Here is a 14053-nt window from a genome sequence, read left to right as displayed (position 1 = left end):
ATGTATGTCTCGGTCAAGGGCGGCGAACAGGCGATCGCCAATGCCCATGCCTGGCTGGCCGACACGCGGCGCGGCGACCCCGCCGTGCCGGAACTGACCGTGGAGCAAGTCGGCGAGCAACTGGGCCTCGCCGTCGATCGCGTGATGGCCGAAGGCGCTTGCGCCGACCGGGGCCTCGCCGCGATCGCGATCAAGCAATCCCGCGGCGACCTGATCGAAGCCGCCTTCCTGCTGCGCGCCTATCGCACCACGCTGCCACGTCTCGGCGCGTCGCTGCCGATCGACACGGGGGCGATGCGCCTGGCACGGCGTATTTCGGCGACCTACAAGGATCTGCCGGGCGGCCAGTTGCTGGGGCCGACCTTCGACTACACGCATCGGCTGCTGGAATTCTCGATGGCGGCCGCGGGCCAAGCCCCGTCGGCCCCGGTCGAGATCGAGCCACCCGACGCCAGCGCGCCGCCCCGTGTCACCGGACTCCTGGCGCAAGAAGGGCTGATGGCGGCCGAACCGCCGGGCGACGACATTCCCGCCGACCTGACCCGCGAACCCCTGGCCTGCCCGGCTTCGCGCGCCCTGCGCCTGCAGGTGCTGGCGCGCGGCGATGAGGGGTTCCTGCTCGGCCTCGGCTATTCCACCCAGCGCGGCTACGGCAACAACCATCCGTTCGTCGGCGAAATCCGCATGGGCGAGACCGCGGTCGAGGTCGTGCCGCCGGAACTGGGCTTCGCCATCGATATCGGCGACATCACCGTCACCGAATGCCAGATGGTCAACCAGTTCAAGGGCTCGCTGACCGAACCGCCGCAGTTCACCCGCGGCTATGGGCTGGTTTTTGGTCACAACGAACGCAAGGCGATGTCGATGGCGCTGGTCGATCGCGCGCTGCGCGGCGCCGAGCTTGGCGAGGATGGCGGATCGCCGGCGCAGGACGAAGAGTTCGTGCTCTATCACTGCGACAATGTGGAGGCGACCGGCTTCGTCGAGCATCTGAAATTGCCGCACCACGTCGATTTCCAGAGCGAGTTGGAAAACGTGCGCGCCATGCGGGCAGCCCAGACTCAGGTCAACGGACAATGACCTACTCCTTCGCCTTCCTCGACGAAGCGACCAAGCGGATGATCCGCCGCGCGATCCTCAAGGCTGTCGCCATTCCCGGTCACCAGGTGCCCTTTGGTGCGCGGGAAATGCCGCTGCCCTACGGCTGGGGCACTGGCGGCATCCAGGTCACCGCCAGCATCATCGGCCCCGATGACGTGCTGAAGGTGATTGACCAGGGCGCCGACGACACCACCAACGCCGTATCGATCCGGCGCTTCTTCAACCGCACCGCCGGCGTCGCGACGACCACGCATACGGCGGACGCGACCATCATCCAGACGCGCCACCGCATTCCGGAAGCGCCGCTGCAACCCGGCCAGATCATCGTCTACCAGGTGCCGATCCCGGAACCTCTGTCGAAGCTGGAACCGCGCATCGCGGAATCGACGAAACTCCATGCGCTGGCCGACTACGGGCTGATGCAGGTGCGGCTGTATGAGGATATCGCCCGGCACGGCCGCAGCAGCAGCGCCTATAACCACCCGGTCATGGTGGATGGGCGCTACCTGATGTCGCCCTCACCCATCCCCGCCTTCGACAACCCGAAGATGGACGGCATGGCGGGGCTGCAACTTTTTGGGGCGGGGCGGGAGAAGCGAATTTACGCGGTGCCGCCCTATACCAGCGTCAAAAGCCTCGATTTCGACGATCATCCGTTCGAGCCGATCCGCGCGCCGCATGCCTGCGAACTCTGCGGCTCGAAGAACTCCTATCTGGATGAGATCGTGACCGACGACGCCGGGGGCCGGATGTTCGTCTGCTCCGACACCGATTATTGCGAAGGGCGCCTGCCGTGACGCCGCCCCTGATGCAGTCCTCCGGACTGTCCCTCGCCTTCGGCCGCATCCAGGCGCTGGATGCGGTGGATATCGCGATCTGGCCGGGTGAGGTCGTGGCCATCGTCGGCGAAAGCGGTAGCGGCAAATCGACCTTGCTACGCGTGCTCTCCGGCCAGGCCGCGCCCGACGCGGGCACCGTCCTCTACGACGGGCGCGAAGTGGCGGCGATGACCGCGGCGGAGCGCCGCCGCCTGCTGCGCGCCGAATGGGGTTTTGTGCATCAGAACCCGCGCGACGGGCTGCGCATGGCAGTCTCCGCCGGCGGCAATATCGGCGAAAGGCTGATGGCCCAGGGGTCGCGCCACTACGGCAACATCCGCGCCGCCGCCTTGGCCTGGCTGCAGAAAGTGGAAATCGAGGGCGATCGTATCGACGACCTGCCCCGCACTTTTTCCGGTGGCATGCAGCAACGCCTGCAGATTGCCCGCACTCTGGTGACGGAACCGCGGCTGGTCTTCATGGATGAGCCGACGGGCGGGCTCGACGTCTCGGTCCAGGCACGGCTGTTGGACTTGATCCGCGCGCTGGTCGCGGAACTGGGCCTGGCGGTGCTGATCGTGACGCATGACATCGCCGCGGCCCGATTGCTCGCGCATCGCATCGTGGTGATGCGGCATGGACGGGTCGTGGAACACGGCCTGACCGACCGCGTGCTGGATGATCCGCAGCACCCCTATACGCAATTGCTGGTGGCATCGGTGTTGGCGGCATGACCTGGGCCCTGCGTGCCGAGAACCTCGGCAAATCCTTCACCCTGCATCTGCAGGGCGGCTTGCGCCTGCCGGTGCTGGAAGATGTCTCCCTGACCGTCGCCCCGGGCGAATGCGTGGCGCTTGCGGGGCCGTCGGGGGCGGGGAAATCCACGCTGATGCGCTGCCTCTACGGCAACTACGGTGCCGAGACCGGCCGGCTCCTGATCCGCCACGCCGGCGAGGAACTGGACCTGGCCGCCGCCGATGCGCGCATCGTCCGCGACGTGCGGCGCGACACGCTGGGCTATGTCAGCCAGTTCCTGCGCGTGATCCCGCGCGTGTCATCGCGCGATGTGGTGGCGCAGCCGCTGATGGAACGTGGTGCCACCCGCCACGAGGCGCTGGCCCGGGCCGATTCGCTGCTGACCCGGCTGAACCTGCCCAAGCCGCTGCACGCCCTGCCGCCCGCCACCTTCTCCGGCGGCGAACAGCAGCGAGTCAATCTGGCGCGCGGCTTCGCCCCGGGCTATCCGGTGCTGCTGCTGGACGAACCCACGGCCAGCCTGGATGCCATGAACCGCGAGGTCGTCATCAGCCTGATCGCCGAGGCCAAGGCCGCCGGCACCGCCATCATCGGAATTTTCCACGACACCGAAGTGCGCGACCGGGTGGCCGACAGGCTCTTCGCGGTGGCACCCATCGCAGAGGCCGCCTGATCCTCCCCATGAGCCAAGAAACAATCCTGACCGACGCCCTCCTCGTCCTGCCGGGGGAGGTCGTCCGGGGCACCATTGTGCTGCGCGACTGGATGATCGCCGAAATCCAGCCGGGGGTCAGTGCGCTGTCCTCGGCCGAACGTCTCGATGGCGATCACATCATCCCCGGCATCGTCGATATTCACACCGACAATCTGGAACGCCAGGTGCAGCCGCGCGCGGGCGCGCGCTGGCCGTCGCGCAGCGCCTTCCTGTCGCATGACGCGCAGGTCGCCGCCGCCGGTGTCACGACGGTGCTGGATGCGCTTTGCCTGGGCGATTTGGGCTTCGACACCGAACGCATCCAGACGTTCCGCGATGGCGTGGCCGACCTCGACGCGCTGACACCGACGGGGATGCTGAAGTCCGACCACTTCCTGCACCTGCGCTGCGAATTGCCGGCGCCGGACATGCCCCTGCTGTTCGAAAGCGTCGCCGATCATCCGGCGATCCGCATGGTCAGCCTGATGGACCACTCGCCCGGCGTCGGCCAATACCTGGACCTGGAACGCTACCGCGCGATGCGCGCCCGCAGCGGCATGGACAAGGCGCAGATCGAGGCGCGGATCGCCTTCCTGCTCGACCAGCGGGCCCTGGTCGCCGATCCGAACCGCGCGACGCTGCTGGAAAGGATGGAAGGCCGCGGCATCCCGATCGCCAGCCACGACGACTGGTCGGCGCCCGAGGTCGCGCGCAACGTGCGCGACGGCATCACCATCAGCGAATTCCCGGTCAATCTGGAAGCTGCCCAAGCCGCCCGTGACCTGGGGCAGGAGATCATCGCCGGCGCACCGAACATCGTCCGCGGCGGCAGCCATTCGGGCAATGTCTCGGTCGGCGCGCTGATCCGCGAGGGCCTGGTGGACGCGCTGGCCAGCGACTACGTGCCGCCCTCCATGCTGGAAGCCGCCTGGATGGCGGCGGCCGGCATCGGCCTGCCGGCGGCCGTCGCCATGGTCACCGACCGGCCGGCGCGGATGCTGCGCATGGCCGATCGCGGGCGCATCGCGCCGGGGCTGCGGGCGGATCTGGTGCAGGTCGGCCAGGCGCTTGGCCAGGCGGTCGTTCGTCGCGTGTTCCGGGCGGGCGCACGGGTCGCATGACGGCTGCCCGCGCGGCACTGTATTGGGCGCCCGACCTCGACGATCCGCTGCACGCAGCCGGCAGCACCTGGCTGGGGCGTGACGCCGAGGGCGCGGTGCTGCTGCCACAGCCCGACCTGCCCGGCATCGCGGCCCTGACCGCCGATCCCCGCGGCTATGGGCTGCATGCGACCTTGAAGCCGCCGTTCCGCCTGCGCAGCGGCTACAGTGATTTGGCGGCCACCGCCGCGGCATTCGCCGCCGGCCAAGCCCCCTTCGACCTGCCGTCGCTGGCGGTCGAGGATCTGGACGGCTTCCTGGCGCTGCGCGAGCAAGCGCCCTGCCCCGCCCTGCATGCCCTGGCCGATGCCGCCGTCACGGCGCTCGACCCCCACCGCGCCGCGACGACGCCGGACGAACTCGCCCGTCGCCGCCCGGAACGGCTCAGCCCGCGCCAGCGCGAACTGCTCGACGCCTGGGGCTACCCCTACGTTTTTGCGGAATGGCGATTCCACGTCACCCTCACACGGCGCCTGTCGGCGCAGGAGATGGCGGTCATCCGCCCGGCTGCCGAGGCCTTCGTCGGCCCCGCCGCCGCCCGGCCGCGCCGGATCGCTTCGGTCTGCCTCTTCGTGCAGGCCGCGCCCGGTGCGCCCTTCGTGATCGCCGAGCGCCTAGCCCTCGGCGGTTAATGCCGCGACGAGGCGCGCGGCGCCCTCCGCCGCGCTGCCGTCGTTAACGATCTCGATGATGTTCAGCCCCGGCGGCAGCGGCGCCACGCGCGATAGGCGTGCGGCGATATCCGCGACATCCTCACGCCCGCGCGCTGCCAGCCGCGCGGCGCGCAGCGAATCCGGCAGGGTGATGTTGACCACGCGCAGCGGGAATCGCGTGGCGGCCTCCGCCAGGATCGCACGGGACAGGTTCGCGACCACGCGATGGCCGACCAGGGCCGCGGCGCCATCGGCCTCGGTGATGCCGTAGCGCAAGCCGTGCGCGGACCAGGACAGGGCGAAACGGCGCAGCAGGAATTCCGCTTCGGTCACGGCGTCATGGTCCTCGCCCCCCGCCTCGGCCGGGCGGGTGATGACGCGTCGCGCCCAGCGAAACCGCTGGTCGTCCTGCAACGCCACGCGGGACCGATCCAGCAGCGTATCCTTGCCAACCCCCGACGCACCCACCACCGCGATCAACATCAGCGCCCCCCGGCTTGACGCGAACGCCGCGTCGCGTGCTGTTTGCAGCCCGGACGGAAGAAAGACGACCCCCAAAGATGTTCCTGACCCGCCCAGAAATCGCCGGCACCTTCGGTGTCGCCGCATCCACCCACTGGACCGCGACCGCGGTCGCGATGGCGGTGCTGGAACGCGGCGGCAATGCCGCCGACGCCGCCGTCGCCGCGGGCTTCGTGCTGCAGGTGGTCGAACCGCATCTGAACGGCCCGGGCGGCGATTGCCCGATCATCGTGCATGACGCGAAAACCAATGCGCAGTCGGTCATCTGCGGCCAGGGCGTGGCGCCCGCCGGGCTGTCGGTCGCGCATGTCAAAGGCCACCTTGGCCTCGACCTAGTGCCCGGCACGGGCCTGCTGCCGGCGATGGTGCCGGGCAATTTCGATGCTTTCGCCACCTTGCTGCGCGACCACGGCACGATGCGACTGCCCGATCTGCTCGCCTACGCCATCGGCTATGCGCAGAACGGCGCCCACATGGTGCCGCGCGTGGTCGCCACCTTGGAAACCGTGCGGCCGTTGTTCGAGGCGGAGTGGCCGACCTCCGCGGCACTCTGGCTGCGCGATGGCGGGCCGCGTCCGGGGGCACTCTGGGCCAACCCGACCCTGGCCGCGACCTGGACGCGCGTGCTGAAGGAAGCCGCCCGCCCCGACCGCCTCGATGAAATCGAGGCCGCCCGCAACGTCTGGTACAAGGGCTTCGTCGCCGAGGCGATCGGGCGTTTCTTCGCCTCGACGGAAGCGCTCGACGCTTCCGGCCGCCGCCATCGCGGCGTGCTGACCGCCGATGACATGGCCGCCTGGCGTGCCCCGGTGGAAGCGCCGGCCGCCTATACCTATCGCGGCCATACCGTGCTGAAGGCCGGCGCTTGGAGCCAGGGCCCCGCCCATCTGCAAACCCTGGCGCTGCTGCAGGGGTTCGACATCGCGGGCATGGACCCGCTGGGCGAGCAGTACATCCACACCATCATCGAATGCATGAAGCTCGCCTGGGCCGACCGCGAGGCCTTCTACGGCGACCCCAATTTCTGCGATGTGCCGCTCAATCAATTGTTGTCCGAGGAATACAACATCGCCCGCCGCGCGCTGGTGACGGACGAGGCCTCGCTGGTCCTGCGTCCCGGGCGCCTGCCGGATCGCGACACCCCTTGGGTCGATCATGGCGCGGAGGCGCGGGCCGCCATCCTGACCTCCGCCCCCGGCGTCGGTGAGCCGACGGTGGCGCGGCTTGGCGCTTCGGGCGGCGATACATGCCACCTCGACGTGATCGACCGCTGGGGCAACATGGTCAGCGTGACGCCCTCGGGCGGCTGGCTGCAATCCTCGCCGGCCGTGCCCGAACTGGGTTTCTGTCTCGGCACGCGTGGGCAGATGTTCTGGCTGGACGAAAACCTGCCCAATGGCCTGAAGCCCGGCAAGCGCCCGCGCACGACCCTGTCGCCCGGCATGGTGCTGCGCGATGGCAAGGCCTGGATGAGCTTCGGCACCCCGGGCGGCGAGCAGCAGGACCAATGGCAGACCGTGATGCTGACGCGCATGGTCGACCACGCTATGGGCATCCAGGAGGCGATCGACGCCCCATCCTTCCACAGCGAACATTGGCCGTCGTCCTTCTGGCCCCGCGTTGCACGCCCGGGCAAGGCCGTGGTCGAAGGCCGCTTCCCGCCGGAGGTCGCCGCCGCCCTGGAAGCGCGCGGGCATCGCATGACAGTGGGCGGCGACTGGTCGGAAGGCCGCCTGAGCGGCGCGCGGCTGGAACCGGACGGGCAGATGTTCGCCGGCGCCAATCCGCGCGGCATGCAGGGCTACGCCGCCGGGCGATAGGGCGAACAGACCTCCCTGACGCAGGCGCGCAGCCAGCGATGCGCCTTGTCGGCATCCAACCGCGGGTGCCAGAGCAAGGACACCGTGATCTCCGGCATCGCGACCGGTAGCGGAAAATCATGCATGCCGGCGCGCAGGTTGGCGGTGTGCCGTTCGGGCACGCTGGCGATCAGGTCGGAGCCGCGCGCCAAGGCCAAGGCCGCCGAAAAGCCGCTGACGATGGTCGCGACGTCCCGTTCCAGCCCCACTGCCTCCAGGCCTTCGTCGATCGGCCCCTTGGCCAAGCCCTGCCGCGAGACGCAGATGTGGCGGCCGGCGGCATAGCGGGCGGGCGTGACCTCGCCCTGGCTCAACGCGTGCCCGGCGCGCACGACGCCGATGAAGCGGTCGCGGAACAGGGCCTGTGCGCGCACTTCCGGCCCCGTCACCTTCCCCACCACACCGGTTTCCAGATCGACAGTCCCGTCGCGGAGGGAGGCGCTGTCCCTGTTCGGCTTCTGCACGAAGCAGAGCCGCACGCCCGGGGCCTCGGCGCCGACGCGGGCGATCAGGTCGGGCCCGAAATTCTCCAAAAATCCATCGCTGGTGCGCAGCGTGAAGGTGCGGACGAGGTGTTGCAGGTTGAGCGTCTCGGCCGGGCGTAGGACCGCCTCCGCGTCCTGCACCAGCCGATGCACCTGCTCGCGGAGTTCGAGCGCCCGGGGCGTGGGAACCAGGCCGCGCCCGGCCCTGACCAGCAGCGGGTCGCCCACCGTCTCACGCAATCGCGCCAGCGCCCGGCTCATCGCCGAGGGGCTGAGCCGCAGGCGCTGCGCCGCGCGCGCGACGCTGCCTTCGCCGAGCAGGACGTCGAGGGTGACGAGCAGGTTGAGATCGGGTGTCGCCATGCGCAGACCATAGCGCGGCGCGACCGGGATGTGGCGTCAAACGCACGAATACAGTGCAAATGCTGCGCGTTACGCCAGCCTGGGCAAAGGACTACGCCCCTGCCAGCCCCGTGTCGGGGGCGGCGCGGGAACGGAGTTCACCTTGAAGCCAATCGTTGGGATAGCGGACCGGATACCTTCGGCCCGCTGGGCGCTCGCCAGCCTGTCGCTTTCCATGTTGCTCTCCTCGCTCGGGACCAGCATCGCCAATGTCGGCCTGCCGAGCCTGGCACTGGCCTTCGACGCCTCCTTCCAGGTGGTCCAGTGGGTCGTGCTCGCCTATCTCCTCGCCATCACCACCCTGGTCGTCAGCGTCGGGCGGTTGGGTGACCTCATTGGCCGCCGGCGGTTGCTGCTGGCGGGGATCGTGGTGTTCACGCTGGCCTCGGCCACCTGTGGCGCCGCGCCTTCGCTATGGCTGCTGATCGCCGCGCGGGCGGTGCAAGGGCTTGGGGCGGCCATCATGATGGCGCTGACCATGGCGTTTGTCGGCGACATCGTCCCGAAGGCGAGGAGCGGCAGCGCCATGGGGCTGCTCGGCACCATGTCCGCGATGGGCACCGCACTTGGGCCGTCGTTGGGCGGGCTGCTGATCGCGGGGGTCGGGTGGCGGGCCATGTTTCTTGTCAGCGTGCCGCTGGGATTCGCAGCCTTGTTTCTCGCGTATCGCCACCTGCCGGTCGATCACCTGGTGCCGCGGACGGAGCGGCCTGGCTTCGATATCAAGGGCACGGTTTCGCTGGCGTTCACGCTGGCCGCCTATGCGCTCGCCATGACAATGGGGCGGGGCAGTTTCGGTCTGCTCAACCTGGCGCTGCTGTTGGCGGTGGCCGTCGGGGTCGGCGTCTTCCTGCGCGTCGAAGCGCAAGCCGCATCGCCCCTGATCCGATTGGCGAAGCTCCGCGAACGGACGCTACGCGCGAGCCTGGCCATGAGCGCGCTCGTCTCGACGGTGATGATGGCGACGCTGGTGGTCGGGCCGTTCTACCTTTCGCGTGCGCTCGGGCTCGACGCGGCGGTTGTCGGGTTTGTGCTGTCGGTCGGCCCGCTGGTCGCGGCATTGACCGGCGTTCCGGCCGGCCGGATCGCTGATCGCTTTGGCGCGCAGGGCATGACGGTAGCAGGGCTTGTCGGAATCGCGGCCGGTTGCGGCTTCCTGTCCTTGACGCCGACCGCCTTCGGTATCGCCGGCTACATCGGCCCCATCGTCGTCATCACGATGGGCTATGCGCTGTTCCAAACGGCCAACAACACCGCCGTCATGTCGGATATCCGCGCCGAGCAGCGGGGCGTGATATCGGGCCTGCTCAACCTGTCGCGCAATCTGGGGCTGATCACCGGCGCCTCGGTGATGGGGGCCGTCTTCACTTTCGCATCGGCGACGACCGACGTCGCGACGGCGCATCCCTCGGCCGTGGCCACGGGGATGCGGATCACCTTCGCGGTGGCGGCGGTGCTGATGGCCGTGGCCCTCGCCATGGGACGCCGTAGGGCGGGTATGACGGTCAGGCCACCGTCTCCAGCCCCGCGGTGACGAACCGCGCCTGTCCGGTCGCGTCGCGCAGCATGGCCAGCAGGGCCGCCGCACCCGCCGGGTCGGTGGCCTGCGTCGCGACCGCACCGACATAGGTGGTGACCAGGCCCACCGCCTCCGGCAATGGCGCGACCAGGGTCACGCCAGGCACCGCCTTGATTTCCGACGACTGGGTCAGCGCCATGTCGGCGATGCCGTCGCGCACCGCCTCCACTGCCTTGATGCCACGGCCGTAGACCTGAATCCGGCCGGCCATCGCCGCGGTCACGCCCAGGTCGCGCAGCATGGCCACCATGTGCAGCCCCGTCGAAGCCCCGGCCGCGGGGTCGGAGTGGGAGATGGCGCCGGCCGCCAGGATCGCCGCCCGAAGCGCCTCGGGCGTCGACAGGTCGGGCACCGGATCGCCGTCGCGCAGCCCGATGCCGACACGGACCCGCGCCACCTCCGCGCGGGTCGCGCCATCCAGGTGCCCATCGGCGATCAGCCCATCCAAGGTCACCATGGCATTGACCACCAGGTCGACCGGCGCGCCGCCGCGCACCTTCGCCGCGGCGCTGCCGCCGTTCAGGATGGTGATCTCGGTGCCGCGGCCCGTCTCCCGCGCCCAGGCCTCGGCGGTCTGCATCAGGGGCGTTTCGACCGCGCCGGTGCCGATGATGCGCAGGGGGGGAATGGTCATGCGGTCGCGTCCTGTCGTGTTTGGCTTGGCGGCAAACTTCCCCGGGTCGCGTCCGCGCGCAACCTTGCCCCATCGCGCACAGGCTGCTTTTGTTTGCCCGCCACCCGCTGGACGACCTGACATGCCCAATGCCCCCGCCCTGACCAACCTCGGCGGCCTCGACAGCCCGGCGGTGCGGGAGGCGCGTATCGAACTCGCGGCCTGTTTCCGCATGGCGCACCGGCTTGGGCTGCACGAAGGCATCTGCAACCATTTTTCCGCCGTCGTGCCCGGGCGGGACGATCTGTTCCTGGTGAACCCCTATGGCTGGTCCTTTGCCGAGATCACCGCATCCCGCCTGCTGATCTGCGATTACGCGGGCAATGTCGTGGCCGGCGATGGCGTGCCGGAGATCACCGCCTTCTTCATCCATGGCCGGCTGCACAAGAATGTGCCGCGCGCCAAGGTCGCGCTGCATACGCACATGCCCTACGCGACCTCCCTGGCCATGCTGGAAGGCCCGCCGCTGGTCTGGGCCGGGCAGACCGCGCTGAAGTTCTGGGGCCGGACCCTGGTCGACGAGGAGTACAACGGCCTGGCCTTCGACGAGGCCGAGGGCGACCGCATCGCCGCCAGCCTGGGCGACGCCGATGTGGTCTTCCTGAAGAACCACGGCGTCATGGTGGTCGGCCCGACCATCGCGGAAGCCTTCGACGACCTGTATTACCTGGAACGCGCCGCGGAGGCGCAGGTCCTGGCCCAGTCCACGGGCCGGGTGCTGAAGCCGGTGCCCGAGGCCCTGGCGCGCAAGACCTACGAACAGATGCGATCCGACAGCGGCGAAAGCGCGCGGCTGCACATGGCCAGCATCCGGCGCATCCTGGCGGCGGAGAGCCCGGATTACGCGGATTAAGGCAACCGCATCAGCCAGCGCACCGCCGCCTTCACCAAGGGCTTGAGCAGCTTCGGCGTATAATACTGTCCCGCCGCGCGCTTGGCCGCCTCCGGCAGGGTCGGATAGGGCACCACCAGCCCCGCGAGCGCCGAGAGCGGCAGGCGGCGGTCGATCATCAACCCGAACATGCCGGCCCAATCGCCGGCACCGGGTGCCAGCACCGTGGCGCCGAGCAGCCGGGCCTTGCGATCCAGGACCAGCTTCACGATCCCCGCCTCGACCCCCTCGGCCACCGCGCGGTCGTTTTCGGCCAAGGGCCAGCGGACGGTTTCGGCGCAGGTGCCGGCTGCGCGGGCCTCGACCTCGGTCAGGCCGATCTGGGCCAGTTCCGGGTCACAATAGGTGACGCGCGGCAGGGCGGCGTAGGACAGCCCGGTCGGCAGGCGGAACAGCATCGATTTCACGATGACGCTGGCATGCTGGCTCGCGACATGGGTGAAGGCGCGCGGGCCGATGCCGGCGGGGTCGGCGATATCGCCGGCGGCCCAGATTCGGCGGTTGCTGGGGCTGCGCAGGTCGGCGCCGGTCGCGATGCCCTGGGCGGTGGCCTCGATCCCCCCCGCCACCAGGTCCAACGAGGCCAGGCGCGGCGCCCGGCCGAGGGCCAGCAGCAAATGGCTGCCGGCGATACGCGTGCCATCGGCCAGGCGCAGGGCGATGCCCTCGGGGGCGGCTTCGGCGGCGATGGCGGCCGCACCCTCGATGATGGTGACGCCATCCCGCCGCAGGACCCGGCGCAGGGCGTCCACCGCCTCCCGGTCCTCGCGGGAGGCGATGCTGGGGGCGGCCTCGATCAGCGTCACGGCGCAGCCCAGGCGGGCATGGGCCTGGGCCATTTCGATCCCGATCGGCCCGCCGCCCAGGATCAGCAGGTGGGCCGGGGCATCCTTCAGGTCGAACAGCGACTCGTTGGTCAGGAACGGCAGGCCGGACAATCCCGGCAGCTTGGGCACGATCGCCGAGGATCCCGCGGCGATGACGCAGCGGCGAAACCGGATTCGCCGGGTGCCGGCCTCGATCTCATCCGGTGCCACGAAATGGGCCGAGGCGCGGATGACATCCACGCCCATCGCGCGGAAGCGTTCGGCCGAATCATTCGGCGCGATGGCCGCGATGACGCCGCGCACATGTGCCTGGACCGCCGCCCAATCGACGCTGACATCGCCGGTGCGGATGCCAAAGCGCCCGGCCCCCCGCGCCGATTGCGCCGCATGCGCGGCCGCCAGCAACGCCTTGGACGGGACACAGCCGAAATTCAGGCAATCGCCCCCCATCGGGCCGCGTTCCACCAGCACGACCCGCAGGCCCAGTGCGGCCGAGATCGCCGCCACCGACAGCCCGGCAGCACCCGCCCCGATGATCGCGATATCCGTGCTATCCATGGGGTGGGCTCCGGGTTTTTCGTGCGACGCGGACCCTAGGCCAAGCATAAGGTTGCGGAAACCGGCGCGCCGGCGGCACCTGCGCGGTTGACGCGACGGGCCGCCGCTACCTATACGGACGCCTTCCCGCCGGGGCGCCCTGCCGCCGGCATTTTTCCGCGCCGGTCATTCCCGGCGCCCGATCATCAGGAGTTGCCGTCGTGAAGCGGACCTACCAGCCCTCCAAGCTCGTGCGGAAGCGCCGCCATGGGTTTCGCAGCCGCATGGAGACCGTGGGTGGGCGCAACATCATCGCCAACCGCCGCTCCAAGGGCCGCAAGAAGCTTTCGGCCTGATTTCGGCCGCCTGCTTTTTCAGCGCCTCCCCAGAACGCTGACCGGAACGCCATTGCTGAAGTCGGTTCGTCCGGCATCCATCCAGCCATGGCGTTGTCCCGATCCGCCCTCCCTGGGGGGGAGCCAATCCATGTCCTCCACCACCCTGCCGCGGCTGAAGCGCCGGCGCGAATTCCTGCGGGTCGCCAGCCGCGGTCGTCGCACGTCGCGCGACGGGCTGGTGTTGCAGGCCCTGGCGCAGCCGGGCGCCGCATTGCGCCTGGGCTTCACCGTGACGAAAAAGGTCGGCAACGCCGTGGTGCGGAACCGCGCCAAGCGACGCCTGCGGGAAGCCGCCCGCGCCCTGCTCGGGCAGGATCCGCCGCAGGGCTGGGACCTGGTGCTGATCGGGCGGGATGCGACGCCAGAGCGCCCGTTCACCGCCTTGCTCGGCGATCTGCGCAGTGCCCTCGGCACCCTGGGCGTGGTGGCACGCCCGTGAGCCCCGCGGCCCATGCCCTGCGCGCCGCGGTCGTGACCTACCGTTGGACGCTGCGGCCCTTTATCGGCCCACACTGCCGCTTTCACCCGCATTGCAGCGACTACGCCATGGAGGCCCTGGCCACCCATGGCGCCCTGCGGGGAAGTTTCATGACGGCGCGCCGGATCGGCCGCTGCAATCCCTGGCATCCCGGCGGCTACGATCCCGTACCGCCGCCCCGCTTCACCTGCGACGCCCCCCGCGCCACCTGACGCGCGA

16 protein-coding genes are annotated in these 14053 nt (G+C 69.8%); 12 read left to right on the top strand and 4 right to left on the bottom strand.

All coding sequences use genetic code 11. The features are described 5' to 3' along the window. Genes ACQW02_RS06365 through ACQW02_RS06340 form a run of 6 tightly spaced genes read left to right on the top strand, consistent with a single transcriptional unit; the run spans position 1 to position 5161 of the window. Complete coding sequence (locus ACQW02_RS06365; RefSeq protein WP_431284432.1) at positions 1-1080, top strand: carbon-phosphorus lyase complex subunit PhnI; 1080 nt, start codon at positions 1-3, stop codon at positions 1078-1080. Next, positions 1077-1898, top strand: a complete 822-nt coding sequence (locus ACQW02_RS06360; RefSeq protein ID WP_431284431.1) for an alpha-D-ribose 1-methylphosphonate 5-phosphate C-P-lyase PhnJ — start codon at positions 1077-1079, stop codon at positions 1896-1898. The genes ACQW02_RS06365 and ACQW02_RS06360 overlap by 4 nt, the downstream gene beginning before the upstream one ends. Then, on the top strand, positions 1895-2653 hold the full coding sequence (phnK, locus tag ACQW02_RS06355; protein ID WP_431284430.1) for a phosphonate C-P lyase system protein PhnK: 759 nt from the start codon (positions 1895-1897) through the stop codon (positions 2651-2653). The genes ACQW02_RS06360 and phnK overlap by 4 nt, the downstream gene beginning before the upstream one ends. Continuing rightward, positions 2650-3348, top strand: a complete 699-nt coding sequence (gene phnL / locus ACQW02_RS06350; protein ID WP_431284429.1) for a phosphonate C-P lyase system protein PhnL — start codon at positions 2650-2652, stop codon at positions 3346-3348. The genes phnK and phnL overlap by 4 nt, the downstream gene beginning before the upstream one ends. 8 nt (positions 3349-3356) lie before the next feature. Next, positions 3357-4490, top strand: coding sequence for an alpha-D-ribose 1-methylphosphonate 5-triphosphate diphosphatase (locus ACQW02_RS06345; protein WP_431284428.1), 1134 nt, complete (start codon positions 3357-3359; stop codon positions 4488-4490). After that, a complete protein-coding gene (locus ACQW02_RS06340) occupies positions 4487-5161 on the top strand; it encodes a DUF1045 domain-containing protein (RefSeq protein WP_431284427.1) in 675 nt (224 codons plus the stop codon). Before ACQW02_RS06345 ends, ACQW02_RS06340 begins: the two co-directional genes overlap by 4 nt. Here the strand turns inward: ACQW02_RS06340 and phnN are convergent. Beyond that, a complete protein-coding gene (gene phnN, locus ACQW02_RS06335; protein ID WP_431284426.1) occupies positions 5144-5665 on the bottom strand; it encodes a phosphonate metabolism protein/1,5-bisphosphokinase (PRPP-forming) PhnN in 522 nt (173 codons plus the stop codon). The genes ACQW02_RS06340 and phnN overlap by 18 nt on opposite strands. 77 nt (positions 5666-5742) lie before the next feature. Between phnN and ACQW02_RS06330 the strand changes: the two genes are divergently transcribed. Next, a complete protein-coding gene (locus ACQW02_RS06330; RefSeq protein WP_431284425.1) occupies positions 5743-7524 on the top strand; it encodes a gamma-glutamyltransferase family protein in 1782 nt (593 codons plus the stop codon). Here the strand turns inward: ACQW02_RS06330 and ACQW02_RS06325 are convergent. After that, positions 7506-8411, bottom strand: a complete 906-nt coding sequence (locus ACQW02_RS06325) for a LysR family transcriptional regulator (protein WP_431284424.1) — start codon at positions 8409-8411, stop codon at positions 7506-7508. The genes ACQW02_RS06330 and ACQW02_RS06325 overlap by 19 nt on opposite strands. A 142-nt stretch (positions 8412-8553) precedes the next feature. On the opposite strand from ACQW02_RS06325, the gene ACQW02_RS06320 reads away from it, so the two are divergent. Continuing rightward, positions 8554-9984, top strand: coding sequence for an MFS transporter (locus ACQW02_RS06320; protein ID WP_431284423.1), 1431 nt, complete (start codon positions 8554-8556; stop codon positions 9982-9984). Here ACQW02_RS06320 and ACQW02_RS06315 read toward each other — a convergent pair. Next, positions 9956-10663: a molybdate ABC transporter substrate-binding protein gene (locus tag ACQW02_RS06315; RefSeq protein ID WP_431284422.1), complete on the bottom strand. Its 708-nt coding sequence runs from the start codon at positions 10661-10663 to the stop codon at positions 9956-9958. The two genes, ACQW02_RS06320 and ACQW02_RS06315, sit on opposite strands and share 29 nt — an antisense overlap. 121 nt (positions 10664-10784) lie before the next feature. Here ACQW02_RS06315 and ACQW02_RS06310 point away from each other — a divergent pair, with 121 nt between their 5' ends. Then, positions 10785-11555 (top strand): aldolase, encoded by a 771-nt coding sequence (locus tag ACQW02_RS06310; protein WP_431284421.1) that lies wholly within the window; start codon positions 10785-10787, stop codon positions 11553-11555. Here ACQW02_RS06310 and ACQW02_RS06305 read toward each other — a convergent pair. After that, complete coding sequence (locus ACQW02_RS06305) at positions 11552-12979, bottom strand: dihydrolipoyl dehydrogenase family protein (protein WP_431284420.1); 1428 nt, start codon at positions 12977-12979, stop codon at positions 11552-11554. The genes ACQW02_RS06310 and ACQW02_RS06305 overlap by 4 nt on opposite strands. A 200-nt stretch (positions 12980-13179) precedes the next feature. Here ACQW02_RS06305 and rpmH point away from each other — a divergent pair, with 200 nt between their 5' ends. The 3 genes from rpmH to yidD all read left to right on the top strand — a co-directional run bounded on the left by rpmH (position 13180) and on the right by yidD (position 14046). Beyond that, a complete protein-coding gene (gene rpmH / locus ACQW02_RS06300) occupies positions 13180-13314 on the top strand; it encodes a 50S ribosomal protein L34 (protein ID WP_431284419.1) in 135 nt (44 codons plus the stop codon). Positions 13315-13444: 130 nt separating this feature from the next. Next, on the top strand, positions 13445-13795 hold the full coding sequence (gene rnpA / locus ACQW02_RS06295; protein ID WP_431284418.1) for a ribonuclease P protein component: 351 nt from the start codon (positions 13445-13447) through the stop codon (positions 13793-13795). Then, the gene (gene yidD, locus ACQW02_RS06290) at positions 13792-14046 is read left to right on the top strand and encodes a membrane protein insertion efficiency factor YidD (protein ID WP_431284417.1); all 255 of its coding nucleotides are present in this window, start codon (positions 13792-13794) and stop codon (positions 14044-14046) included. The genes rnpA and yidD overlap by 4 nt, the downstream gene beginning before the upstream one ends. The last annotated feature ends 7 nt before the right edge of the window (positions 14047-14053 follow it).

The sequence above is a fragment of the Humitalea sp. 24SJ18S-53 genome (assembly GCF_050632385.1).
In the GTDB taxonomy this organism is placed as follows: domain Bacteria; phylum Pseudomonadota; class Alphaproteobacteria; order Acetobacterales; family Acetobacteraceae; genus Humitalea.
The sequence above is the reverse complement of the archived record's forward strand: the minus strand, read 5'-3'. Positions and strand labels throughout refer to the sequence as shown.